Origin of the sequence: Escherichia sp. UTM R2, assembly GCF_048593455.1 — a bacterium.
In the GTDB taxonomy this organism is placed as follows: Bacteria; Pseudomonadota; Gammaproteobacteria; order Enterobacterales; family Enterobacteriaceae; genus Escherichia; species Escherichia coli.
In genome coordinates this window covers 22,013-47,913 of the sequence record NZ_JBFWDY010000002.1, presented here as the reverse complement: position 1 = coordinate 47,913, position 25,901 = coordinate 22,013, and the positions used below count along the sequence as shown (strand labels likewise).

At 51.2% G+C, this 25,901-nt stretch carries 22 protein-coding genes; 13 read left to right on the top strand and 9 right to left on the bottom strand.

Annotated features, from left to right (window positions below):
- Nucleotides 1-2 precede the first annotated feature (2 nt).
- Nucleotides 3-365: a DUF3302 domain-containing protein gene (locus AB4H76_RS01085; RefSeq protein ID WP_000479624.1), complete on the bottom strand. Its 363-nt coding sequence runs from the start codon at nt 363-365 to the stop codon at nt 3-5.
- Between the two features lie 536 nt (nt 366-901).
- Between AB4H76_RS01085 and mtlA the strand changes: the two genes are divergently transcribed.
- The 3 genes from mtlA to mtlR all read left to right on the top strand — a co-directional run bounded on the left by mtlA (nt 902) and on the right by mtlR (nt 4,780).
- A complete protein-coding gene (gene mtlA, locus AB4H76_RS01080) occupies nt 902-2,815 on the top strand; it encodes a PTS mannitol transporter subunit IICBA (protein ID WP_000093247.1) in 1,914 nt (637 codons plus the stop codon).
- A 229-nt stretch (nt 2,816-3,044) separates the two neighbouring features.
- The gene (mtlD, locus tag AB4H76_RS01075; protein ID WP_000645420.1) at nt 3,045-4,193 is read left to right on the top strand and encodes a mannitol-1-phosphate 5-dehydrogenase; all 1,149 of its coding nucleotides are present in this window, start codon (nt 3,045-3,047) and stop codon (nt 4,191-4,193) included.
- On the top strand, nt 4,193-4,780 hold the full coding sequence (mtlR, locus tag AB4H76_RS01070) for a mannitol operon repressor MtlR (protein WP_000228269.1): 588 nt from the start codon (nt 4,193-4,195) through the stop codon (nt 4,778-4,780). Before mtlD ends, mtlR begins: the two co-directional genes overlap by 1 nt.
- An 11-nt stretch (nt 4,781-4,791) precedes the next feature.
- Here mtlR and yibT read toward each other — a convergent pair whose 3' ends face one another.
- Nucleotides 4,792-5,001, bottom strand: a complete 210-nt coding sequence (gene yibT, locus AB4H76_RS01065; protein ID WP_000517100.1) for a protein YibT — start codon at nt 4,999-5,001, stop codon at nt 4,792-4,794.
- Nucleotides 5,002-5,285: 284 nt separating this feature from the next.
- Between yibT and AB4H76_RS01060 the strand changes: the two genes are divergently transcribed.
- The 7 genes from AB4H76_RS01060 to trmL all read left to right on the top strand — a co-directional run bounded on the left by AB4H76_RS01060 (nt 5,286) and on the right by trmL (nt 16,238).
- On the top strand, nt 5,286-5,648 hold the full coding sequence (locus tag AB4H76_RS01060; RefSeq protein ID WP_000665676.1) for a YibL family ribosome-associated protein: 363 nt from the start codon (nt 5,286-5,288) through the stop codon (nt 5,646-5,648).
- Nucleotides 5,649-6,191: 543 nt separating this feature from the next.
- A complete protein-coding gene (locus AB4H76_RS01055; protein WP_001049550.1) occupies nt 6,192-6,875 on the top strand; it encodes a DUF3251 domain-containing protein in 684 nt (227 codons plus the stop codon).
- A gap of 43 nt (nt 6,876-6,918) precedes the next feature.
- A complete protein-coding gene (locus tag AB4H76_RS01050; RefSeq protein WP_021563877.1) occupies nt 6,919-11,535 on the top strand; it encodes a YadA-like family protein in 4,617 nt (1,538 codons plus the stop codon).
- A gap of 426 nt (nt 11,536-11,961) precedes the next feature.
- Nucleotides 11,962-13,617: an L-lactate permease gene (gene lldP / locus AB4H76_RS01045; RefSeq protein ID WP_001401317.1), complete on the top strand. Its 1,656-nt coding sequence runs from the start codon at nt 11,962-11,964 to the stop codon at nt 13,615-13,617.
- The gene (gene lldR, locus AB4H76_RS01040; protein ID WP_000636500.1) at nt 13,617-14,393 is read left to right on the top strand and encodes a transcriptional regulator LldR; all 777 of its coding nucleotides are present in this window, start codon (nt 13,617-13,619) and stop codon (nt 14,391-14,393) included. The genes lldP and lldR overlap by 1 nt, the downstream gene beginning before the upstream one ends.
- Nucleotides 14,390-15,580 carry a quinone-dependent L-lactate dehydrogenase gene (lldD, locus tag AB4H76_RS01035; RefSeq protein ID WP_000586962.1) on the top strand — a complete coding sequence of 397 codons (1,191 nt, stop codon included), beginning with the start codon at nt 14,390-14,392 and terminating at the stop codon, nt 15,578-15,580. Before lldR ends, lldD begins: the two co-directional genes overlap by 4 nt.
- 184 nt (nt 15,581-15,764) lie before the next feature.
- Entirely contained in the window at nt 15,765-16,238 is a 474-nt protein-coding gene (trmL, locus tag AB4H76_RS01030) for a tRNA (uridine(34)/cytosine(34)/5-carboxymethylaminomethyluridine(34)-2'-O)-methyltransferase TrmL (RefSeq protein WP_000932346.1), read from the top strand.
- A 52-nt stretch (nt 16,239-16,290) separates the two neighbouring features.
- Here trmL and cysE read toward each other — a convergent pair whose 3' ends face one another.
- From cysE to AB4H76_RS01005, 5 genes are all read right to left on the bottom strand, one after another.
- On the bottom strand, nt 16,291-17,112 hold the full coding sequence (gene cysE, locus AB4H76_RS01025; RefSeq protein WP_001277561.1) for a serine O-acetyltransferase: 822 nt from the start codon (nt 17,110-17,112) through the stop codon (nt 16,291-16,293).
- 79 nt (nt 17,113-17,191) lie between these two features.
- Entirely contained in the window at nt 17,192-18,211 is a 1,020-nt protein-coding gene (gpsA, locus tag AB4H76_RS01020) for an NAD(P)H-dependent glycerol-3-phosphate dehydrogenase (protein ID WP_088538069.1), read from the bottom strand.
- A complete protein-coding gene (gene secB / locus AB4H76_RS01015; RefSeq protein ID WP_000003382.1) occupies nt 18,211-18,678 on the bottom strand; it encodes a protein-export chaperone SecB in 468 nt (155 codons plus the stop codon). Before secB ends, gpsA begins: the two co-directional genes overlap by 1 nt.
- A gap of 62 nt (nt 18,679-18,740) precedes the next feature.
- On the bottom strand, nt 18,741-18,992 hold the full coding sequence (gene grxC, locus AB4H76_RS01010) for a glutaredoxin 3 (protein ID WP_000024392.1): 252 nt from the start codon (nt 18,990-18,992) through the stop codon (nt 18,741-18,743).
- Between the two features lie 141 nt (nt 18,993-19,133).
- On the bottom strand, nt 19,134-19,565 hold the full coding sequence (locus tag AB4H76_RS01005; RefSeq protein WP_001156181.1) for a rhodanese-like domain-containing protein: 432 nt from the start codon (nt 19,563-19,565) through the stop codon (nt 19,134-19,136).
- A 244-nt stretch (nt 19,566-19,809) separates the two neighbouring features.
- Here AB4H76_RS01005 and gpmM point away from each other — a divergent pair, with 244 nt between their 5' ends.
- Genes gpmM through AB4H76_RS00990 form a run of 3 tightly spaced genes read left to right on the top strand, consistent with a single transcriptional unit; the run spans nt 19,810 to nt 23,610 of the window.
- On the top strand, nt 19,810-21,354 hold the full coding sequence (gene gpmM / locus AB4H76_RS01000; RefSeq protein ID WP_000116566.1) for a 2,3-bisphosphoglycerate-independent phosphoglycerate mutase: 1,545 nt from the start codon (nt 19,810-19,812) through the stop codon (nt 21,352-21,354).
- Between the two features lie 33 nt (nt 21,355-21,387).
- Nucleotides 21,388-22,647 (top strand): murein hydrolase activator EnvC, encoded by a 1,260-nt coding sequence (gene envC / locus AB4H76_RS00995; protein WP_000196256.1) that lies wholly within the window; start codon nt 21,388-21,390, stop codon nt 22,645-22,647.
- Nucleotides 22,648-22,650: 3 nt separating this feature from the next.
- Nucleotides 22,651-23,610, top strand: a complete 960-nt coding sequence (locus AB4H76_RS00990) for a divergent polysaccharide deacetylase family protein (protein WP_000483847.1) — start codon at nt 22,651-22,653, stop codon at nt 23,608-23,610.
- Here AB4H76_RS00990 and waaH read toward each other — a convergent pair.
- A complete protein-coding gene (waaH, locus tag AB4H76_RS00985; protein WP_088538068.1) occupies nt 23,597-24,631 on the bottom strand; it encodes a UDP-glucuronate:LPS(HepIII) glycosyltransferase in 1,035 nt (344 codons plus the stop codon). The genes AB4H76_RS00990 and waaH overlap by 14 nt on opposite strands.
- 238 nt (nt 24,632-24,869) lie before the next feature.
- Nucleotides 24,870-25,895: an L-threonine 3-dehydrogenase gene (tdh, locus tag AB4H76_RS00980; RefSeq protein WP_000646014.1), complete on the bottom strand. Its 1,026-nt coding sequence runs from the start codon at nt 25,893-25,895 to the stop codon at nt 24,870-24,872.
- Nucleotides 25,896-25,901: the final 6 nt, after the last annotated feature.

Below are 25,901 nucleotides of genomic sequence, written 5' to 3'. Positions count from 1 at the left end.
AATTAGATCTCCGGGAACGTGGAATAGTCAGTCTTTTTCTCGGCGGCGAGTTGATGCTCCAGCCGGGAAATTCGGTCAGAAAGTGCGGCGATTTCCGGGTCAGTCGCTTTCTCCTGCGACGCAACATGTGACTGCATACCCCAGCCACGCTCCGGTTGATAGAGCGTCGCCCAGATCCACAGAAACGGCCAGATAACATGCAGAGTAAACAGGCTCACCCAGCCCGCCGTATGAATAGCGTCGGCATGGGGATGGTTGCGCTTTTTGGCAATCAGATAAGGGATGTCATGTATCGCGATGATTCCATAAAAAATCACCAGAAAGACGAAGATCAGCACTCCCAACGCGAAATAGTTTAGAAACATATCTGCCTCGGATTCACGTTTATCAGTGTTGTTTTTGGGCTGGCAGCCAGAAGGGAGTCAGGCTGATATTTTGACAATAATCCGGGTTCGCGATTCTCGCCATAACACCAAAGAATAATTTTTAGAGGTGATGAGTTGCTTAGTTACATAACGATTGTATGACGAAGGCATAACATGCTGTAGATCACATCAGGTGAACGCCGTAAGAAAATATGTTGTGATTCAGATCACAAAGATTCAACAAACCATCAAAACAAAAATGTGACACTACTCACATTTAAATGCCATTTTTAGCGAAAATCGCCGCCTTGTTGCTTTTTTACACAAGCGTTTTGTGATGAATGTCACGTCAATTACCTCTCTACCCCCTATATTTATGTGATTGATATCACACAAAAGGCCGTCGACTGGACAGTTAACCGATTCAGTGCCAGATTTCGCAGTATCTACAAGGTCCGGCTACCTCTGCCGCCACATTAACAAAAAACCTCGGGCTTCCAGCCTGCGCGACAGCAAACATAAGAAGGGGTGTTTTTATGTCATCCGATATTAAGATCAAAGTGCAAAGCTTTGGTCGTTTCCTCAGCAACATGGTGATGCCAAATATCGGCGCGTTTATCGCGTGGGGTATCATCACCGCGTTATTTATTCCAACAGGGTGGTTACCGAACGAGACGCTGGCGAAGCTGGTCGGGCCGATGATCACTTATCTCCTGCCGCTGCTGATCGGTTATACCGGTGGTAAGCTGGTAGGCGGCGAACGTGGCGGCGTAGTCGGTGCCATCACCACCATGGGCGTTATCGTCGGCGCAGACATGCCGATGTTCCTCGGTTCTATGATTGCAGGTCCGCTGGGCGGCTGGTGCATTAAGCACTTCGACCGCTGGGTAGACGGTAAGATCAAATCCGGTTTTGAGATGCTGGTGAATAACTTCTCCGCAGGCATCATCGGGATGATCCTCGCTATTCTGGCATTCCTCGGCATTGGCCCGATTGTTGAAGCCCTGTCCAAAATGCTGGCTGCGGGCGTTAACTTCATGGTTGTCCATGACATGCTGCCGCTGGCGTCTATCTTTGTTGAACCGGCGAAAATCCTGTTCCTCAACAACGCCATTAACCACGGTATCTTCTCGCCGCTGGGTATTCAGCAGTCCCATGAACTGGGTAAATCAATCTTCTTCCTGATTGAAGCTAACCCAGGTCCAGGTATGGGCGTGCTGCTGGCGTACATGTTCTTTGGTCGTGGTAGCGCTAAACAGTCTGCGGGCGGTGCGGCAATCATCCACTTCCTGGGTGGTATCCACGAAATCTACTTCCCGTATGTGCTGATGAATCCGCGTCTGATCCTCGCAGTCATCCTCGGCGGTATGACTGGCGTGTTCACGCTGACTATCCTGGGCGGTGGTCTGGTTTCTCCGGCATCTCCGGGTTCTATCCTTGCTGTACTGGCGATGACACCAAAAGGTGCTTACTTCGCTAACATCGCGGGTGTGTGTGCGGCGATGGCTGTCTCCTTCGTTGTCTCTGCTATTTTGCTGAAAACCAGCAAAGTGAAAGAAGAAGATGATATTGAAGCAGCAACTCGTCGTATGCAGGACATGAAAGCTGAGTCTAAAGGCGCATCTCCGCTGTCTGCTGGCGATGTGACTAACGACCTGAGCCACGTACGTAAAATCATCGTTGCCTGTGACGCCGGTATGGGTTCCAGTGCGATGGGCGCAGGCGTTCTGCGTAAGAAAATTCAGGATGCAGGTCTGTCGCAGATTTCTGTTACTAACAGCGCGATCAACAACCTGCCGCCAGATGTGGACCTCGTCATCACTCACCGTGACCTGACCGAACGCGCTATGCGCCAGGTTCCGCAGGCACAGCATATTTCGCTGACCAACTTCCTCGACAGCGGCCTGTACACCAGCCTGACCGAACGTCTGGTTGCTGCCCAACGCCACACGGCAAACGAAGAGAAAGTAAAAGACAGCCTGAAAGACAGCTTTGACGATTCCAGTGCTAACCTGTTCAAGCTAGGCGCGGAGAACATCTTCCTCGGTCGCAAAGCGGCAACTAAAGAAGAAGCGATTCGTTTTGCTGGCGAGCAGCTGGTGAAAGGCGGTTACGTTGAGCCGGAATACGTTCAGGCGATGCTGGATCGTGAAAAACTGACCCCGACTTATCTGGGTGAGTCTATCGCGGTGCCACACGGTACGGTTGAAGCGAAAGATCGCGTACTGAAAACGGGCGTCGTGTTCTGCCAGTACCCGGAAGGCGTGCGCTTCGGTGAAGAAGAAGATGACATTGCCCGTCTGGTGATTGGTATTGCTGCCCGTAACAACGAGCACATTCAGGTTATCACCAGCCTGACCAATGCACTGGATGATGAGTCCGTCATCGAGCGTCTGGCACACACCACCAGCGTGGATGAAGTGCTGGAACTGCTGGCAGGTCGTAAGTAATCCAATCCCACCCTCTCCACATGGAGAAGGTGGGGTTAATTGCCTGATGCGCTACGCTTATCAGGCCTACAGGATGCATCACAATTTGTTGAATTTGCACGTTCTTGTAGGCCGGATAAGGCGCTTACGCCGCATCCGGCGCTGCCCCTCTCCTCACGGAGAGGGTTTGGGTGAGGGAAAAGCCTCACCCCAGCCCTCTCGGGTAAAAACATTGATGAAGGTTAATACTATGAAAGCATTACATTTTGGCGCAGGTAATATCGGTCGTGGCTTTATCGGTAAACTGCTGGCAGACGCGGGTATCCAACTGACGTTTGCCGATGTCAATCAGGTGGTACTTGATGCCCTGAATGCCCGTCATAGCTATCAGGTACATGTGGTTGGTGAAACCGAGCAGGTAGATACCGTTTCCGGCGTCAATGCTGTCAGCAGCATTGGTGATGATGTCGTTGATCTGATTGCTCAGGTTGATTTAGTCACTACCGCCGTTGGCCCGGTTGTGCTGGAACGTATTGCTCCGGCAATCGCCAAAGGGCTGGTGAAACGTAAAGAACAAGGTAATGAATCCCCGCTGAACATCATCGCCTGTGAAAACATGGTACGCGGTACCACGCAGCTGAAAGGCCATGTGATGAACGCCCTGCCGGAAGACGCCAAAGCGTGGGTAGAAGAACACGTTGGCTTTGTCGATTCCGCCGTTGACCGCATCGTACCGCCTTCGGCTTCGGCAACTAACGATCCGCTGGAAGTGACGGTAGAAACTTTCAGCGAATGGATTGTCGATAAAACGCAGTTCAAAGGCGCACTGCCGAACATCCCAGGCATGGAGTTAACCGACAACCTGATGGCATTTGTCGAACGTAAACTCTTCACCCTGAACACGGGTCATGCTATAACCGCGTACCTCGGAAAACTGGCCGGTCATCAGACCATTCGTGACGCGATTCTCGACGAGAAAATCCGCGCGGTGGTAAAAGGTGCGATGGAAGAAAGTGGTGCAGTATTGATCAAGCGCTACGGCTTTGACGCTGACAAGCATGCGGCGTACATCCAGAAAATCCTCGGTCGTTTTGAGAACCCGTATCTGAAAGATGATGTAGAGCGCGTAGGCCGTCAGCCGCTGCGTAAACTGAGTGCTGGCGACCGTCTGATCAAGCCACTGCTCGGTACGCTGGAATATGGTCTGCCACATAAAAACCTGATTGAAGGTATTGCCGCTGCAATGCACTTCCGCAGTGAAGATGATCCGCAGGCTCAGGAACTGGCAGCACTGATCGCTGACAAAGGTCCGCAGGCGGCGCTGGCACAGATTTCCGGTCTTGATGCCAACAGCGAGGTTGTATCCGAGGCGGTAACCGCTTATAAAGCAATGCAATAATGGTGGACCAGGCGCAGGACACCCTGCGCCCGAATAACAGATTGTCAGATATGCAGGCAACAATGGAACAAACCCAGGCCTTTGAAAACCGTGTGCTTGAGCGTCTGAATGCTGGCAAAACCGTGCGAAGCTTTCTGATCACCGCCGTCGAGCTCCTGACCGAGGCGGTAAATCTTCTGGTGCTTCAGGTATTCCGCAAAGACGATTACGCGGTGAAGTATGCTGTAGAACCGTTACTCGACGGCGATGGTCCGCTGGGCGATCTTTCTGTGCGTTTAAAACTCATTTACGGGTTGGGCGTCATTAACCGCCAGGAATACGAAGATGCGGAACTGCTGATGGCATTGCGTGAAGAGCTAAATCACGACGGCAACGAGTACGCCTTTACCGACGACGAAATCCTTGGACCCTTTGGTGAACTGCACTGCGTGGCGGCGTTACCACCGCCGCCACAGTTTGAACCAGCAGACTCCAGTTTGTATGCAATGCAAATTCAGCGCTATCAACAGGCTGTGCGATCAACAATGGTCCTTTCACTGACTGAGCTGATTTCCAAAATCAGCTTAAAAAAAGCCTTTCAAAAGTAAGCAACGTCTGCTTACTGCCCCTCTACCTGCTTCGGCCGATAAAGCCGACGATAATACTCCAGACGTTGTAGATATAACGGCACGCTTTCATCGGGTATTCCGGACGGAATCGCGTTACGGGGAGGAAGTTTTTTCAGATACTCCCGGAACGCCTGGCTTGATGCCATGAAATCTACGGCTTTATCGATAAGAAGCGGAACGTTTTCACCTAATTTGCCCATGATGATATCTCCGTATTACCCCGCGCCGGGAATGCGCGGCCGCCAATTTTAGTTTAGGTTCCCGGTAAAGATGACATTAAGGAAAACGTGCTGAATCCTCAATAATCATCCGCTGCTGTTTATTATCTTTTTTCTATAGATTTCTTAATTAATCAACGAATTGCGTAGTTTTTGAGCATGTTAATGATTACGTTGCAGAACTATTACAATGTCATCAGTTGTGAACAAAGCACTTGGTCGCGCATACTAGGGGCTATAAATTTATCTTTATCAGAAGCCATCACATGAAAGAAGTCGAAAAAAACGAAATCAAACGTCTCAGCGATCGCCTGGACGCCATCCGCCACCAGCAGGCCGATCTGTCGCTGGTTGAAGCCGCAGACAAATATGCCGAGCTGGAAAAAGAGAAAGCCACGCTGGAAGCAGAAATTGCTCGCCTGCGTGAGGTTCATAGCCAAAAACTGAGTAAAGAAGCACAAAAACTGATGAAGATGCCGTTTCAGCGCGCAATTACCAAAAAAGAGCAGGCTGATATGGGCAAGCTGAAGAAAAGTGTTCGCGGACTGGTGGTTGTGCACCCAATGACCGCACTGGGCCGTGAAATGGGCCTGGAAGAGATGACCGGGTTTTCAAAGACCGCGTTTTAAGCCCCTCAGACGACTGGTACGATCGTATCAACCCGCATCTGACTTGCGTTAGCTGGTCAATGCGGGGACTCTCCTGTCTACTCGCCTAATGACCAAACAATTCACTCCCCTTACGTCGATTTACCGCTGGTTGATATTCTGAAAATGCATCTTTACCGAAATAACCACCTATAAACAATAAAAATATATAGAAGATATCATTTATTAATTAACAAGCAGTTACGTCTCTTTTTTTCGGATTTAATTGTGAAATTTTAATCATCATATTCATACAATCAATTATCTGTAAAATTTTTCCCATACATGGTTTCTTTCATATTTGACATTTATTAATAATCATCATTAGAATCCACGAAAAATATTATATTCATACAAACACAGACATCTTTTGAAACTAATGATACATTTTTATGATGAATGCTTAAAACAATATTTAATCGACACACATCACTGTCATTAATGTAAAGCAACATAGATCACCAATAATACAATGGACAACTCTACCGGCATTGATCGCTGGTCGGAGGCAATAAGGATTTTCACATGAACTTGAAGAAGATTTTTTTCAGTGCTGTCACTGTTTCAGTTCTCTGCGCATTAACGGGATGTGACTACATTCAAGAAGGCAAGCCAGAAAGTAGTTTACTGAAACAAGAAGAAGAACATAACAATAAAATTGTGCTACTTGAAAAACAACAAGCACAGCTAAAGAGTCAACTCGAAACTATTCAAAAACAACAAACTGGCATAATAAACAGCACAAAGACTTTAACTCACGTAATTAAATCCGTTAAAGACCAACAAAATACTTTTATTTTTACCGAGTTTAACCCAGCAAAAACGAAGTATTTCATCCTGAACAACGGTTCGGTGGCTTTAGCGGGCCGAGTGTTATCCATTGACGCCACAGAGAATGGCAGTGTTATTCATATTTCACTGGTCAACTTATTAAGTATACCAATCTCAAACATTGGCTTTAATGCGACATGGGGTGGTGAAAAACCTGTCGATGCCAAAGAGTTTGCCCGGTGGCAACAATTACTTTTCAACACATCAATGACATCCACATTGAAATTATTACCAGGTCAATGGCAAGACATTAATTTGACACTGAAGGGTGTATCGCCAAATAACCTGGGATATCTGAAGTTAGCCATCAATATGGAAAATATTCAGTTTGACAATCTTCCCGCTGCTGATAATCGGCAGAAAAGAAGCAAAAAATAAATGCAATTAGTACGCTTATAACAAGGAATAGCGAGCATCATTAATGAACAAAATATTTAAAGTTATCTGGAACCCTGCCACAGGGAATTATACTGTTACCAGCGAAACGGCAAAAAGCCGTGGCAAGAAATCTGGGCGCAGTAAGCTGTTAATTTCTGCGCTGGTTGCGGGTGGGTTGTTGTCGTCGTTTGGGGCATTGGCGAATGCCGGGAATGACAACGGTCAGGGTGTTGATTACGGTAGTGGATCAGCTGGCGACGGCTGGGTTGCTATAGGCAAAGGGGCGAAAGCAAATACTTTTATGAACACCAGTGGTTCCAGTACTGCTGTGGGTTATGACGCTATAGCTGAAGGCCAATATAGCTCTGCCATCGGGTCAAAAACCCATGCGATTGGCGGTGCATCAATGGCCTTTGGGGTTAGTGCAATATCAGAAGGCGATAGAAGTATAGCACTGGGTGCCTCTTCGTATTCATTGGGCCAATACTCAATGGCCCTCGGCCGTTATTCAAAAGCATTGGGTAAATTGTCTATTGCTATGGGGGACTCTTCCAAAGCGGAAGGAGCAAACGCCATTGCCCTGGGAAATGCCACTAAAGCTACTGAGATTATGAGTATTGCTCTTGGCGACACCGCCAATGCGTCAAAAGCGTATTCAATGGCGCTGGGAGCAAGTAGCGTCGCATCTGAAGAAAACGCAATTGCCCTGGGGCGTAGCAGTGTAGCTAGCGGTACTGACAGCCTCGCATTTGGCAGACAATCACTTGCCAGCGCAGCGAACGCTATTGCGATAGGTGCTGAGACCGAAGCCGCTGAAAATGCAACTGCTATTGGCAATAATGCGAAGGCAAAAGGGACTAATAGCATGGCAATGGGGTTCGGAAGCCTTGCCGATAAAGTCAATACTATCGCATTAGGAAATGGCAGCCAGGCTCTGGCAGATAATGCAATCGCCATAGGCCAGGGCAACAAAGCTGATGGCGTGGATGCCATCGCTCTGGGTAATGGTAGCCAGTCGAGAGGCTTAAACACCATTGCCTTAGGCACAGCCAGTAATGCAACTGGTGATAAGAGTCTTGCGCTTGGTAGTAATAGCAGTGCCAACGGTATTAACTCTGTCGCGCTGGGCGCAGATTCCATTGCGGATTTAGACAATACCGTCTCTGTCGGCAATAGTTCATTAAAACGCAAGATCGTTAATGTGAAAAATGGCGCGATCAAGTCTGACAGTTACGATGCCATTAATGGTTCACAGCTTTATGCCATTAGCGACTCGGTAGCAAAAAGGCTTGGAGGAGGGGCTGCAGTAGATGTTGATGACGGTACTGTTACAGCACCAACCTACAATTTAAAAAATGGTAGCAAAAATAACGTAGGGGCTGCGCTCGCTGTACTTGATGAAAACACCCTGCAATGGGACCAAACCAAAGGCAAATACAGCGCTGCTCATGGTACTAGTAGCCCAACTGCCAGCGTAATCACCGATGTTGCGGATGGCACGATTTCAGCCTCCAGTAAGGATGCGGTTAACGGTTCCCAACTGAAAGCTACCAATGACGATGTCGAAGCCAACACCGCCAATATCGCTACTAATACCAGCAACATTGCCACGAATACAGCAAGTATTGCCACCAATACCACCAATATCACCAACCTGACGGATTCCGTTGGTGACCTTCAGGCTGATGCCCTGCTCTGGAACGAAACTAAAAAGGCATTCAGTGCAGCTCACGGCCAGGATACCACCAGCAAAATCACCAACGTTAAAGATGCCGACCTGACGGCTGACAGCACTGATGCTGTTAACGGCTCTCAGCTGAAAACCACCAACGATGCTGTGGCGACGAATACCACCAATATCGCCAATAACACTTCCAATATTGCCACTAACACCACCAACATCTCTAACCTGACTGAGACGGTGACTAATCTTGGTGAGGATGCGCTGAAATGGGATAAGGACAATGGTGTCTTCACTGCAGCTCATGGCAACAATACCGCCAGCAAAATCACCAATATCCTGGACGGCACAGTCACTGCAACCAGTTCCGATGCCATTAACGGTAGCCAGCTTTATGACTTAAGCAGCAATATCGCCACCTACTTCGGCGGCAATGCTTCTGTGAATACTGACGGTGTGTTTACCGGTCCAACCTACAAAATCGGTGAAACAAATTATTATAACGTCGGCGATGCACTGGCTGCGATTAACTCCTCATTTAGCACGTCTCTCGGCGATGCTCTGCTTTGGGATGCCACCGCAGGTAAATTCAGTGCCAAACACGGTACTAATGGTGACGCAAGCGTGATCACTGATGTCGCAGATGGTGAAATTTCAGACTCCAGTTCTGACGCAGTAAACGGCTCACAACTCCACGGCGTGAGCAGTTATGTTGTTGATGCGCTGGGGGGTGGTGCCGAAGTCAATGCAGACGGCACCATCACTGCGCCGACGTACACCATTGCTAATGCTGATTACGATAATGTCGGTGATGCCCTGAATGCTATCGATACCACTCTTGACGACGCTCTGCTCTGGGATGCGGACGCCGGTGAAAATGGTGCATTTAGCGCCGCTCACGGAAAAGATAAAACTGCCAGTGTAATCACTAACGTCGCTAACGGTGCAATCTCTGCTGCCAGCAGCGACGCGATTAACGGCTCACAACTCTATACCACCAATAAGTACATCGCTGATGCGCTGGGTGGTGACGCAGAAGTCAACGCCGACGGCACCATCACCGCACCGACTTACACCATTGCGAACGCCGAGTACAACAACGTCGGTGACGCCCTGGATGCGCTTGATGATAACGCCCTGCTGTGGGATGAGACTGCCAATGGCGGTGCTGGAGCCTACAATGCCAGCCATGACGGTAAAGCCAGCATCATCACTAATGTCGCTAATGGCAGTATTAGTGAGGACAGTACCGATGCAGTGAACGGTTCTCAGTTGAATGCGACGAATATGATGATTGAGCAGAACACCCAAATTATCAATCAGCTCGCTGGTAACACCGACGCAACCTATATCCAAGAAAACGGTGCGGGTATTAACTATGTGCGTACTAACGACGACGGCTTAGCGTTCAACGACGCCAGCGCACAGGGTGTTGGCGCTACAGCTATAGGTTATAACTCTGTCGCCAAAGGCGATAGCAGCGTAGCTATTGGTCAGGGCAGCTACAGCGACGTTGATACGGGTATCGCCCTGGGTAGCAGCTCTGTTTCCAGCCGAGTGATTGCCAAAGGCTCCCGTGACACCAGCATAACGGAAAATGGCGTTGTTATTGGTTACGACACCACGGATGGCGAACTGCTCGGTGCATTGTCTATCGGTGATGACGGTAAATATCGTCAAATCATCAACGTAGCCGATGGTTCCGAAGCCCATGACGCCGTTACGGTTCGTCAATTGCAGAATGCGATTGGTGCTGTAGCAACGACACCGTCCAAATACTTCCATGCTAATTCAACGGAAGAAGATTCACTGGCTGTCGGTGAAGACTCGCTGGCAATGGGTGCGAAAACCATTGTTAATGGTGATGCAGGGATCGGTATTGGCCTGAACACTCTGGTGTTAACTGATGCAATCAACGGTATTGCTATCGGTAGCAACGCGAGTGCAAATCATGCAAACAGTATTGCGATGGGTAGTGGTTCCCAGACCACCCGTGGTGCGCAGACGGACTACACCGCCTACAACATGGACGCGCCGCAGAATTCTGTCGGTGAATTCTCTGTCGGCAGCGAAGACGGTCAACGTCAGATCACCAACGTCGCGGCTGGTTCAGCGGATACCGATGCGGTTAACGTAGGTCAGTTGAAAGTCACTGATGAGCGCGTAGCGCAAAATACCCAAAGCATTACTAACCTGAACAATCAGGTCACTAATCTGGATACTCGCGTTACTAATATCGAAAACGGTATTGGCGACATTGTAACCACCGGTAGCACCAAGTACTTCAAGACCAACACCGATGGCGTAGATGCCAACGCCCAGGGTAAAGATAGCGTTGCTATTGGTTCTGGGTCCATTGCTGCCGCTGACAACAGCGTCGCACTGGGTACCGGTTCCGTTGCAGACGAAGAAAATACAATCTCTGTAGGTTCTTCTACTAACCAACGCCGTATTACTAACGTTGCCGCAGGTAAAAATGCTACCGATGCTGTTAACGTTGCGCAGTTGAAGTCTTCTGAGGCGGGCGGCGTGCGTTACGACACCAAAGCTGATGGTTCTATCGACTATAGCAATATCACCCTCGGTGGCGGCAACGGTGGTACGACTCGTATCAGCAACGTCTCCGCTGGCGTCAACAACAACGACGCGGTGAACTACGCGCAGTTGAAGCAAAGCGTGCAGGAAACGAAGCAATACACCGATCAGCGGATGGTTGAGATGGATAACAAACTGTCTAAAACTGAAAGCAAGTTGAGCGGTGGTATCGCTTCTGCAATGGCGATGACCGGTCTGCCGCAGGCTTACACTCCAGGTGCCAGCATGGCCTCTATTGGTGGCGGTACTTACAACGGTGAATCGGCTGTTGCTTTAGGTGTGTCGATGGTGAGCGCCAATGGTCGTTGGGTCTACAAATTACAAGGTAGTACCAATAGCCAGGGTGAATACTCCGCCGCACTCGGTGCCGGTATTCAGTGGTAATGATCCATTAACTTCATGTGACTAAGGGCAAACGCCAAATTGCCTGATGCGCTACGCTTATCAGGCCTACAGGGTGATTCTGCACATTCCTATAGGCCGAGTAAGGTGTTCACGCCGCATCTGGCAAGATAAGGCGCTCCGGGTCAACAATCTAAGGGCAATTCTCTGATGAGGATTGCCCTTTTCTTTACCAGACATCTCCCCCCACAAGAATTGGCCCTACCAATTCTTCGCTTATCTGACCTCTGGTTCACAATTTCCCAATTAAAACTCACATCAATGTTGCCAATACATAACATTTAGTTAACCATTCATTGTCATTATCCCTACACAACACAATTGGCAGTGCCACTTTTACACAACGTGTGACAAAGAGATGAGCAACAGACTCATTACACGATGTGCGTGGACTCCAGGAGACCTGCAATGAATCTCTGGCAACAAAACTACGATCCCGCCGGGAATATCTGGCTTTCCAGCCTGATAGCATCGCTTCCCATCCTGTTTTTCTTCTTTGCGCTGATTAAGCTCAAACTGAAAGGATACGTCGCCGCTTCATGGACAGTGGCAATCGCCCTTGCCGTGGCTTTGCTGTTCTATAAAATGCCTGTCACTAACGCGCTGGCCTCGGTGGTTTATGGCTTCTTCTATGGTTTGTGGCCCATCGCGTGGATCATTATTGCAGCGGTGTTCGTCTATAAGATCTCGGTGAAAACCGGGCAGTTTGACATCATTCGCTCGTCTATTCTTTCGATAACCCCTGACCAGCGTCTGCAAATGCTGATCGTCGGTTTCTGTTTCGGCGCGTTCCTTGAAGGAGCCGCAGGCTTTGGCGCACCGGTAGCAATTACCGCCGCATTGCTGGTCGGCCTGGGTTTTAAACCGCTGTACGCCGCCGGGCTGTGCCTGATTGTTAACACCGCGCCAGTGGCATTTGGTGCGATGGGCATTCCAATCCTGGTTGCCGGACAGGTAACAGGTATCGACAGCTTTGAGATTGGTCAGATGGTGGGGCGGCAGCTACCGTTTATGACCATTATCGTGCTGTTCTGGATCATGGCGATTATGGACGGCTGGCGCGGTATCAAAGAGACGTGGCCTGCGGTCGTGGTTGCGGGCGGCTCGTTTGCCATCGCTCAGTACCTTAGCTCTAACTTCATTGGGCCGGAGCTGCCGGACATTATCTCTTCGCTGGTATCACTGCTCTGCCTGACGCTGTTCCTCAAACGCTGGCAGCCAGTGCGTGTATTCCGTTTTGGTGATTTGGGGGCGTCACAGGTTGATATGACGCTGGCCCACACCGGTTACACTGCGGGTCAGGTGTTACGTGCCTGGACACCGTTCCTGTTCCTGACAGCTACCGTAACACTGTGGAGTATCCCGCCGTTTAAAGCCCTGTTCGCATCGGGTGGCGCGCTGTATGAGTGGGTGATCAATATTCCGGTGCCGTACCTCGATAAACTGGTTGCCCGTATGCCGCCAGTGGTCAGCGAGGCTACAGCCTATGCCGCCGTGTTTAAGTTTGACTGGTTCTCTGCCACCGGCACCGCCATTCTGTTTGCTGCACTGCTCTCGATTGTCTGGCTGAAGATGAAACCGTCTGACGCTATCAGCACCTTCGGCAGCACGCTGAAAGAACTGGCTCTGCCCATCTACTCCATCGGTATGGTGCTGGCATTCGCCTTTATTTCGAACTATTCCGGACTGTCATCAACCCTGGCGCTGGCACTGGCGCACACCGGTCATGCATTCACCTTCTTCTCGCCGTTCCTCGGCTGGCTGGGGGTATTCCTGACCGGGTCGGATACCTCATCTAACGCCCTGTTCGCCGCGCTGCAAGCCACCGCAGCACAACAAATTGGCGTCTCTGATCTGTTGCTGGTTGCCGCCAATACCACCGGTGGCGTCACCGGTAAGATGATCTCCCCGCAATCTATCGCTATCGCCTGTGCGGCGGTAGGCCTGGTGGGCAAAGAGTCTGATTTGTTCCGCTTTACTGTCAAACACAGCCTGATCTTCACCTGTATGGTGGGCGTGATCACCACGCTTCAGGCTTATGTCTTAACGTGGATGATTCCTTAATGATTGTTTTACCCAGACGCCTGTCAGACGAGGTTGCCGATCGTGTGCGGGCGCTGATTGATGAAAAAAACCTGGAAGCGGGCATGAAGTTGCCCGCTGAACGTCAACTGGCAATGCAACTCGGCGTATCGCGTAATTCACTGCGCGAGGCGCTGGCAAAACTGGTGAGCGAAGGCGTGCTGCTCAGTCGACGCGGCGGCGGGACGTTTATTCGCTGGCGTCATGACACATGGTCGGAGCAAAACATCGTCCAGCCGCTAAAAACGCTGATGGCCGATGATCCGGATTACAGTTTCGATATTCTGGAAGCTCGCTACGCCATTGAAGCCAGCACCGCATGGCATGCGGCAATGCGCGCCACACCTGGCGACAAAGAAAAGATTCAGCTTTGCTTTGAAGCAACGCTAAGTGAAGACCCGGATATCGCCTCACAAGCGGACGTTCGTTTTCATCTGGCGATTGCCGAAGCCTCACATAACATCGTGCTGCTGCAAACCATGCGCGGTTTCTTCGATGTCCTGCAATCCTCAGTGAAGCATAGCCGTCAGCGGATGTATCTGGTGCCACCGGTTTTTTCACAACTGACCGAACAACATCAGGCTGTCATTGACGCCATTTTTGCTGGTGATGCCGACGGGGCGCGTAAAGCAATGATGGCGCACCTTAGTTTTGTTCACACCACCATGAAACGATTCGATGAAGATCAGGCTCGCCACGCACGGATTACCCGCCTGCCCGGTGAGCATAATGAGCATTCGAGGGAGAAAAACGCATGATTATTTCCGCAGCCAGCGATTATCGCGCCGCAGCGCAACGCATTCTGCCGCCGTTCCTGTTCCACTATATGGATGGGGGTGCATATTCTGAATACACGCTGCGCCGCAACGTGGAAGATTTGTCAGAAGTGGCGCTGCGCCAGCGTATTCTGAAAAACATGTCCGACTTAAGCCTGGAAACGACGCTGTTTAATGAGAAATTGTCGATGCCGGTGGCACTGGCTCCGGTGGGTTTGTGTGGCATGTATGCGCGACGCGGCGAAGTTCAGGCTGCCAAAGCCGCGGATGCGCATGGCATTCCGTTTACTCTCTCGACGGTTTCCGTTTGCCCGATTGAAGAAGTGGCTCCGGCTATCAAACGTCCGATGTGGTTCCAGCTTTATGTACTGCGCGATCGCGGCTTTATGCGTAACGCGCTGGAGCGAGCAAAAGCAGCGGGTTGTTCGACGCTGGTTTTCACCGTGGATATGCCGACACCGGGCGCACGCTACCGTGATGCGCATTCAGGTATGAGCGGCCCAAATGCGGCAATGCGCCGCTACTTGCAAGCGGTGACACATCCGCAATGGGCGTGGGATGTGGGCCTGAACGGTCGTCCACATGATTTAGGTAATATCTCAGCTTATCTCGGCAAACCGACCGGACTGGAAGATTACATCGGCTGGCTGGGGAATAACTTCGATCCGTCCATCTCATGGAAAGACCTTGAGTGGATCCGCGATTTCTGGGATGGCCCGATGGTGATCAAAGGGATCCTCGATCCGGAAGATGCGCGCGATGCAGTACGTTTTGGTGCTGATGGGATTGTAGTTTCTAACCACGGTGGCCGCCAGCTGGACGGTGTACTCTCTTCCGCTCGTGCATTGCCCGCTATTGCAGATGCGGTGAAAGGTGATATCGCCATTCTGGCGGATAGCGGAATTCGTAACGGGCTTGATGTCGTGCGTATGATTGCGCTCGGTGCCGACACCGTACTGCTGGGTCGTGCTTTCCTGTATGCGCTGGCAACAGCGGGCCAGGCGGGTGTAGCTAACCTGCTAAATCTGATCGAAAAAGAGATGAAAGTGGCGATGACGCTGACTGGCGCGAAATCGATCAGCGAAATTACGCAAGATTCGCTGGTGCAAGGGCTGGGTAAAGAGTTGCCTGCGGCACTGGCTCCCATGGCGAAAGGGAATGCGGCATAGTCGTTTGCGCTCCCTCACCCTAACCCTCTCCCTCAGGGAGAGGGGACCGTTCGGCGCTGTATGTACTCCCTCACTCTGAAACGACACCGCACTCTTTTTTCTCCCTCGCCCCTCCGGGGTGAGGGGAAAAGGCCGCACTGCTCACCAATTTTCTGCTATCCTGCCCCCGCACTAAGGGGGCAGTATGCTAAACATCGTACTTTACGAACCAGAAATTCCGCCAAATACTGGCAACATCATCCGTCTTTGCGCTAATACCGGCTTTCGTCTGCATATCATCGAACCGATGGGATTTGCCTGGGACGATAAGCGCCTGCGCCGCGCGGGGCTGGACTATCACGAGTTTACCGCCGTTACGCGTCATCATGACTATCGCGCGTTCCTCGAAGCAGAAAATCCCCAGCGCCTGTTCGCCCTCACCACGAAAGGTACACCTGCTCACAGCGCCGTAAGCTATCAGGATGGCGATTATCTGATGTTCGGCCCGGAAACACGCGGCCTGCCAGCGAGCATTCTTGATGCCCTGCCCGCTGAACAAAAAATTCGCATTCCGATGGTGCCGGACAGCCGCAGCATGAACCTGTCCAATGCGGTGTCAGTTGTGGTGTATGAAGCCTGGCGGCAGCTGGGATATCCGGGAGCGTTGTTGAGAGATTAGTTACTGTAGGCCGGATAGATGATTACATCGCATCCGGCACGATCACAGAACATTAGATCCCATCCCCATACTCAAATGTATGGTTAATACCATTGAAATGCTGGTCCATATCCATTGATGGTTTATCGCTATCCGGCTTGCCGACAATGCGTGCCGGAACGCCAGCGGCGGTGGTATGCGGCGGCACCGGTTGCAGCACCACGGAACCTGCGCCAATCTTCGCGCCGCGCCCAACTTCAATATTGCCGAGAATTTTCGCGCCCGCGCCAATCATCACACCTTCACGAATTTTCGGGTGACGGTCACCACCAGATTTACCCGTACCGCCAAGCGTCACAGATTGCAGAATCGATACGTCGTTTTCAATCACCGCCGTTTCACCAACGACGATGCCTGTCGCGTGGTCAAGCATGATACCGCGACCAATTTTTGCTGCCGGGTGAATATCAACCTGGAACGTCACAGAAACCTGGTTTTGCAGAAAGATTGCCAGTGCGCGACGCCCCTGATTCCACAACCAGTGGCCTATGCGATAGGCCTGCAAGGCATGAAAACCCTTCAGGTATAACAACGGGGTTGAGTATTTATCGACTGCCGGGTCGCGGGTACGCACCGCCTGAATATCACAGGCCGCAGAGGCGATCATTTCCGGGTCAGCGGCGTAGGCTTCTTCCACCACTTCACGGATAGCAATAGCAGGCATAATTGGCGATGACAGCTTGTTCGCCAGCATGTAGCTCAGTGCACTGCCAAGGTTTTCGTGCTTGAGTAGCGTCGCGTGGTAAAAACTGGCCAGCATTGGCTCACAGTCCGCCAGCGTTCTGGCTTCGGCTTTAATATTGTTCCAGACAATTTCCAGTTCTTCACACGACATTGCTTACTCCACACGATGAGATAATGACCGGCCCGTTCTGCGCGGGCCGGGTCATAGCGGTAACAAAGGTTCCCTGGGGTTAGTGGCTGCTGCGCTCGTCCTTGCGTGCACGACCTAATAACGTCAATGCTGCCTCGCGCGCGTTTTTTCCGCAATATAATACTTGATAAATTTCCTCGGTTATTGGCATTTCAACGCCGAAGCGATGCGCCAGTTCGCGGACTTCTTTCGTATTGCGGTAGCCTTCCACCACCTGACCAATCTTCTCCTGCGCGCTTTGTACATCCATGCCCTGACCGAGCATCATGCCAAAACGGCGGTTACGCGACTGGTTGTCGGTACAGGTAAGCACCAGATCGCCAAGCCCCGCCATGCCCATAAAGGTGGCAGGATCGGCACCCAGCGCCACGCCAAGACGCGACATTTCAGCCAGCCCACGGGTGATCAGCGCCGTACGCGCATTCGCACCAAAACCGATACCGTCGGACATCCCCGCACCAATGGCAATGACGTTTTTCACCGCGCCGCCAAGCTGCACGCCAATGAAATCCGGATTGCTGTAAACGCGGAAACTTTTGCCGCAGTGCAGCAGCTGCTGGAGATCATCTGCAAAGGTCTGGTCGGTAGAGGCCAGCGAAATGGCCGTCGGTAAACCTGCCGCCAGTTCTTTCGCAAACGTTGGGCCAGAGATAACCGCCAGCGGAATTTGATCGCCTAAGGCCTCACGCGCCACGTCCTGTAACAGACGTCCGGTTTCCGCTTCCAGCCCTTTGGTCGCCCACACCAGACGCGCATCAGGACGCATCAGTGGTTTAATCTGGCGCAGCACTTCACCAAAGACATGGCTGGGTACGACGACGAGAATATTACGGCTGGCTGCCAGCGCAGTGGCGAGATCGCTTTCAAGATGGAGCGTATCGGGAAAAGGCACATCGGGGAGAAACGCGGCGTTACAGCGGTCGCGTTCAAGCGTTGCGATATGTTCAGGGTCATGGCCCCAGAGGGCAACCTCGTGGCCATTTCTTGCCAGGGTGATGGCAAGAGCGGTGCCGTACGAGCCGGCACCGATCACAGTCATTGAAGCATTACGTTGGTTCATCAGGCATCCTGATGTTCTTCAGTACCTTCGCCAGCCTGCTGCTGCAAATAGTTCATGAACAGCGCATCGAAGTTAACCGGCGCAAGGTTCAGTTGCGGGAATGTACCGCGGGATACCATGCTGGTGATGCACTCACGAGCATACGGGAACAGAATGTTCGGGCAGTATGCGCCCAGGCAATGTGCCATCTGGGTGCCTTCGATACCCGCGATGGAGAAAATACCGCCCTGCTGAACTTCACACAGGAACGCGGTTTCTTCGCCCAGGGAGGCCGTTACGGTAACACGCAGTACCACTTCGTAAACGTCATCTGCCAGTTGAGTAGATGCCGTATCCAGATCAAGTTTAACTTCTGGCTGCCAATCTTTCTGGAAAACGTGCGGCGCGTTCGGCGCTTCGAAAGAAATATCCTTGGTATAAATACGTTGGATCTGGAAAGTCATTTCGGTGTTGTTTTGTTCTGACATGTGTAGAAAACCCTTAAGTGTTGTCCTTAAATACTGCGCAATGTAATGCCAACGTTCACACGTTATTTCAGCAGGGGATCCAGTCCACCACGTGCATCCAATGCATACAAGTCATCACAGCCGCCAATGTGCTGTGCGTCAATAAAAATCTGGGGAACCGTGGTGCGACCGCTGCGTTTGATCATCTCTTCACGCTTGGCGGCATTGCCATCGATCGGCAACTCCTGGAAACTCACGCCCTTGCTGCTCAGCAGTGCTTTTGCACGATGGCAATACGGGCAGGTTTCTTTGGTATAGATTTCAACATTGGCCATAAATTAGCTCCTGTTTTTTTACCCTGAAATTTCATGTTGCAGGGCGGCAGCAAAATGGAGTGTCCCCAGAAGCTTATAACAATAAGTCGCTGGGGGCCTAATTGCAGCTAACGGCCTGCATCATGAAAGACGACAGGTAAATTATTTGCCGCGCACCAGAGGCAAGTTTTCGCCAGCCCAGCCAGCAACGCCCTCTTTCAGCACGAATACTTGCGCAAAACCAGCTTTCGTCAGCGCGTTTGCAGGCTCCTGGCACTGCATGCCAGAACCGTCTACCACGATAACCGGTTTGTCTTTGTGCTTCTCAAGCTCACCAACATTGTTGGCTTTGATTTCGCTCGGCAACAGATTGATAGAACCTGCGATATGGCCTTTACGGAAGTCATCACGCTGACGTAAATCCACAACCACAGCGTCTTCTTTGTTGATCAGACGCGTAGCTTCACCACGAGTAATCACCTTCACTTTCGAGGTCAGGCTCTTAAACGTAGTCACAAGAACCGCCACCAGTAACGCGATCCAGGCGATACTCAGTATGGGATGACGGCCAACAAATTGCATAATTTCTTGCATGGGGGGTAACAACTCCCGACGTAGTGATTAAAAAAACCAGGAAAGGAGTATACCTGCGCGGTGCGGCAAATACAGCCAGCGCGTTAACTGGAATGCAATTTTGCGGGGCGCGACGAAAAAAAAGCGCAAATCTGGCATCGGCTTGCCGCGAGCGGTCGTATATTTTGATCTTCAGAGGCTATTTTATCGATTCAGCTGTAGTAAAATTACGCAAATTTTGACTCTTGAGTATGAGGTTGTCGCAATGTCGGTTTCTAAAAAACCTATGGTACTGGTGATTCTGGATGGCTATGGCTATCGCGAAGAACAGCAGGATAACGCCATTTTTAGTGCTAAAACCCCGGTAATGGATGCACTGTGGGCCAATCGTCCGCATACCCTAATCGACGCTTCCGGTCTGGAAGTCGGTCTGCCTGACCGTCAGATGGGTAACTCCGAAGTAGGCCACGTTAACCTGGGTGCCGGCCGCATCGTGTATCAGGACCTGACTCGTCTGGACGTTGAAATCAAAGATCGCGCTTTCTTTGCTAATCCGGTGCTGACTGGCGCGGTAGATAAAGCGAAAAACGCAGGCAAAGCGGTACACATTATGGGTCTGCTCTCCGCAGGCGGCGTACACAGCCACGAAGATCACATCATGGCGATGGTAGAACTGGCAGCTGAACGCGGCGCAGAAAAAATCTACCTGCACGCATTCCTTGACGGTCGCGACACTCCGCCGCGCAGTGCTGAATCCTCGCTGAAAAAATTCGAAGAAAAATTTGCCGCGCTGGGCAAAGGCCGCGTAGCGTCCATCATTGGTCGTTACTACGCGATGGACCGCGATAACCGTTGGGATCGCGTAGAAAAAGCTTATGACCTGCTGACTCTGGCGCAGGGCGAGTTCCAGGCCGATACCGCCGTTGCTGGTTTGCAGGCTGCTTATGCTCGCGACGAAAATGATGAATTCGTGAAAGCGACCGTTATCCGTGCTGAAGGTCAGCCAGACGCGGCAATGGAAGACGGCGATGCACTGATTTTCATGAACTTCCGTGCTGACCGCGCGCGTGAAATCACTCGTGCTTTCGTGAACGCTGATTTCGATGGCTTCGCGCGTAAGAAAGTGGTTAACGTCGATTTCGTGATGCTGACCGAATACGCCGCTGACATCAAAACTGCGGTTGCTTACCCACCCGCTTCCCTGGTTAACACCTTCGGCGAGTGGATGGCGAAAAACGACAAAACTCAGTTGCGTATTTCCGAAACCGAAAAATATGCCCACGTTACTTTCTTCTTCAACGGTGGCGTAGAAGAGTCGTTCAAAGGCGAAGATCGCATTCTGATCAACTCACCGAAAGTGGCTACCTACGATCTGCAACCGGAAATGAGCTCCGCAGAGCTGACCGAAAAACTGGTTGCGGCCATCAAGAGCGGCAAATACGACACCATCATCTGTAACTATCCGAACGGCGACATGGTAGGTCACACCGGGGTGATGGAAGCGGCGGTTAAAGCGGTTGAAGCGCTGGATCACTGCGTGGAAGAAGTCGCGAAAGCGGTTGAGTCCGTGGGTGGACAACTGCTGATCACCGCTGACCACGGTAACGCTGAGCAGATGCGCGATCCGGCAACGGGTCAGGCACACACGGCACACACCAACCTGCCAGTTCCGCTGATTTACGTTGGTGATAAGAACGTGAAAGCGGTTGAAGGCGGCAAACTTTCTGACATCGCGCCGACCATGTTGTCGCTGATGGGTATGGAAATCCCGCAAGAGATGACTGGTAAGCCGCTGTTCATCGTGGAATAATCCCTCCCCATGAGGGGAAAGGCGATTAATACCATGACACGGGCCGTGAAACCGCGCAGGTTTGCAATCAGGCCCATCATCTACGCCAGCGTTCTTAGCGCTGGCGTATTGTTGTGCGCCTTTTCCGCCCACGCGGATGAGCGTGACCAACTCAAATCTATTCAGGCTGACATCGCCGCAAAAGAGCGCGCGGTACGCCAAAAGCAACAACAACGCGCAAGCCTGCTCGCACAATTGAAAAAGCAGGAAGAAGCGATCTCTGAAGCCACCCGTAAGCTGCGCGAAACGCAAAACACGCTCAATCAACTCAATAAACAGATTGATGAGATGAACGCGTCGATTGCCAAACTGGAGCAGCAAAAAGCCGCCCAGGAGCGCAGCCTCGCCGCACAACTGGATGCCGCATTCCGTCAGGGCGAGCATACCGGTATTCAGCTGATTCTCAGCGGTGAAGAAAGCCAGCGTGGACAGCGTTTACAGGCTTATTTCGGCTATCTCAACCAGGCGCGACAAGAAACCATTGCCCAGTTGAAGCAAACGCGTGAAGAAGTCGCCATGCAGCGTGCTGAACTGGAAGAGAAACAGAGCGAGCAACAAACGCTGTTATATGAGCAGCGCGCCCAACAGGCGAAACTGACTCAGGCGCTGAACGAGCGTAAAAAGACGCTGGCAGGGCTGGAGTCTTCCATCCAGCAAGGTCAGCAACAGTTGAGCGAGCTGCGCGCCAACGAATCCCGTCTGCGTAACAGCATTGCCCGTGCGGAAGCCGCGGCGAAAGCGCGTGCAGAACGAGAAGCACGTGAGGCCCAGGCGGTTCGCGACCGCCAGAAAGAAGCGACGCGCAAAGGCACCACCTACAAACCGACCGAAAGCGAAAAATCGCTGATGTCCCGTACCGGTGGTCTGGGCGCGCCGCGTGGTCAGGCATTCTGGCCGGTTCGCGGGCCGACGCTGCATCGCTATGGCGAACAGCTACAGGGTGAATTACGCTGGAAAGGTATGGTTATCGGTGCTTCTGAAGGTACTGAAGTTAAAGCGATTGCCGACGGTCGAGTGATTCTGGCTGACTGGCTGCAAGGCTACGGTCTGGTGGTGGTGGTTGAGCATGGTAAAGGCGACATGAGTCTTTACGGCTATAATCAGAGCGCACTGGTGAGCGTTGGTTCGCAGGTTCGCGCGGGCCAGCCGATTGCACTGGTGGGCAGCAGTGGCGGTCAGGGTCGGCCTTCACTCTATTTCGAAATTCGCCGCCAGGGTCAGGCGGTCAATCCACAGCCGTGGTTGGGAAGATAAGTTTTGTTTCCATTTCGTCGTAACGTTCTTGCATTTGCCGCTCTGTTGGCGCTCTCCTCCCCCGTACTTGCTGGCAAACTTGCCATCGTCATTGATGATTTTGGGTATCGCCCGCACAACGAAAACCAGGTGCTGGCGATGCCTTCCGCTATCTCCGTCGCTGTATTACCCGATTCACCGCACGCCAGAGAGATGGCGACCAAAGCGCATAACAGCGGGCACGAAGTGTTGATTCATCTCCCGATGGCACCGTTGAGTAAACAGCCGCTGGAGAAAAATACGCTACGCCCGGAGATGAGCAGCGACGAAATTGAGCGCATTATTCGTAGTGCGGTCAATAACGTGCCCTATGCCGTGGGGATCAACAACCACATGGGCAGCAAGATGACCTCTAACCTGTTTGGTATGCAGAAAGTGATGCAGGCGCTGGAGCGTTACAATCTTTACTTCCTCGACAGCGTAACCATCGGTAATACCCAGGCGATGCGCGCCGCGCAAGGCACTGGCGTGAAGGTGATCAAACGGAAGGTATTCCTCGACGATTCGCAAAATGAAGCGGACATCCGTGTGCAATTTAATCGCGCAATTGACCTGGCGCGTCGCAACGGTTCGACCATTGCCATTGGGCATCCTCACCCTGCAACGGTACGCGTGTTGCAACAGATGGTTTATAACCTGCCGCCAGACATTACGCTGGTGAAAGCCAGCAGCTTGCTGAATGAACCGCAGGTTGATACTTCTACACCGCCGAAAAACGCTGTGCCTGATGCACCGCGTAATCCGTTCCGTGGCGTGAAGCTGTGCAAACCGAAGAAACCGATAGAACCTGTTTATGCTAATCGCTTCTTTGAAGTATTAAGCGAAAGCATCAGCCAGAGCACGCTGATCGTTTACTTCCAGCATCAGTGGCAAGGCTGGGGCAAACAGCCCGAAGCGGCGAAGTTTAACGCTAGCGCAAATTAAAGGCGCTACGCGTAATGCGATGGTGCGACCGCGTTTTGTCGCGCCATTGCCATAAGCGGAAAGACCACAATAACGCCTGGTAACCCACCTTCACGCTGCGCACATTGGTAATCAGGCGCTTATACATACCGGAAGTAAATATCTCGGCAATCATCCGTTGGCGGGTAATAATATCCGGCTCTTTGCGCACCGCATGGCAAACACGCAATGCTTCGTAAGTTATTTGCTGATAAAATTCCGGATAAATCGTAATTTTGTCGGCATAATTTCGATTTAATTTCTCCAGCAGGCGGGTAATCTTAATATAGTGACGTTGATAATTAAGGTTTTTATTCCCTTGTCTATGCAACCGACTCACTGACGTATTATGCAGATAATATTTATATAATGATTGCTCGGTATATCGCGCACGCAAAGCGTTAAACATGAATTCTGTTGTCCAGACAATATCCTGATGATGTAATCCGGCAATAAATTTAATGTTATTTTTAACAATAACATCGCGGCGATAAACCCCCATCCAGACAACGTGAGTCCAACGGCGCGAAGAAAGCCCCATCCGCAGCCAGTCCGGGCCGGTTAATACACCGGTTGAGCGAAGGCGATCGCTGGGGATGGATTGCCAGGTTTCTCCCGTTTCACGAAAACACCAGTCAGCGTTGCACTGCGCCACGTCGAGGTCGTCCTCTAACGCCATGGTCATCAGCGTTTCGTACATGGTGGGATAGACTTCATCGTCAGCATCGACAAAAGCGACATATTTGCCCGTCGCCACCTCGATCCCACGATTACGCGCTACCGATGCGCCAGCATTCGCCTGATGCAACAAACGAACGTGCGGATAGTTTTCTGCGTAATGCTTTGCTATTTCAACAGAATTATCCGTTGAACCATCGTTAATAATAATGATTTCCAGAGCAGTCCAGGTTTGCGTAATTAAAGATTCCATACAAGTGCGGAAATCATCGCCCGCATTATATAACGGAATAATAACACTAAGTTTATTGGTGTTGTTCATCATAAATTACCGACGACCTCTGAAGTTATCCTGACGTTTTACAGGCTTTGTATTAAGAAACTATTAAGCCTGTGAGATATTATTTTTACAGGTGAGAGAGTCACTTCAGGGTAGAGAGATAGTGAGAGCAGCTATATAAGAGATCAGCGCAATTACGATATCTTTATTACACTGACAGGATTTTACATATTTAACGGATTATCCTCAGGGAAAAGGGCTGGAATACCAGCCCTTGTTCGTGTTAATCCCAGCTCAGAATAACTTTCCCGGACTGGCCTGAACGCATGGCATCAAAGCCCTTCTGGAAATCATCGATAGAGAAACGATGGGTAATGATCGGCGAGAGATCGAGGCCAGACTGAATCAGCGCCGCCATCTTGTACCAGGTTTCAAACATCTCACGACCGTAAATACCTTTAATGAACAAGCCTTTAAAGATCACTTTGGTCCAGTCGATAGACATATCAGACGGTGGAATACCCAGCATCGCAATACGACCGCCGTGGTTCATGGTGTCGAGCATGGTACGAAACGCTGGCGGCGCACCGGACATTTCCAGACCGACATCAAAACCTTCGGTCATGCCTAACTCCGCCATCACGTCATTGAGATTTTCTTTGGCGACGTTAACCGCACGGGTGATACCCATTTTACGCGCCAGCTCAAGGCGGTATTCGTTAACATCAGTGATCACCACATTGCGTGCACCAACGTGTTTCGCCACCGCCGCAGCCATAATACCTATCGGCCCTGCACCAGAGACCAGCACATCCTCGCCAACCAGATCGAACGACAGCGCGGTATGCACGGCATTACCGAAGGGATCAAAAATGGAAGCCAGATCGTCGGAGATATTGTCGGGAATTTTGAAGGCGTTGAACGCCGGAATCACCAGATATTCGGCGAAGCAGCCCGGACGGTTAACGCCGACGCCGATCGTGTTGCGGCACAGATGGGTACGACCGCCACGACAGTTGCGACAGTGACCGCAAGTGATATGGCCTTCGCCAGAAACGCGATCACCAATCTTGAAGCCTTTCACTTCCTGACCAATACCTACCACTTCACCGACATATTCATGGCCCACGACCATCGGCACCGGGATGGTTTTTTGCGACCACTCATCCCAGTTATAGATGTGAACGTCAGTCCCGCAGATGGCTGTTTTACGGATTTTAATCAGCAGATCGTTATGCCCGAGTTCCGGTACAGGAACGTCGGTCATCCAGATGCCCTCTTCCGCTTTCAGTTTGGATAACGCTTTCATCTCACA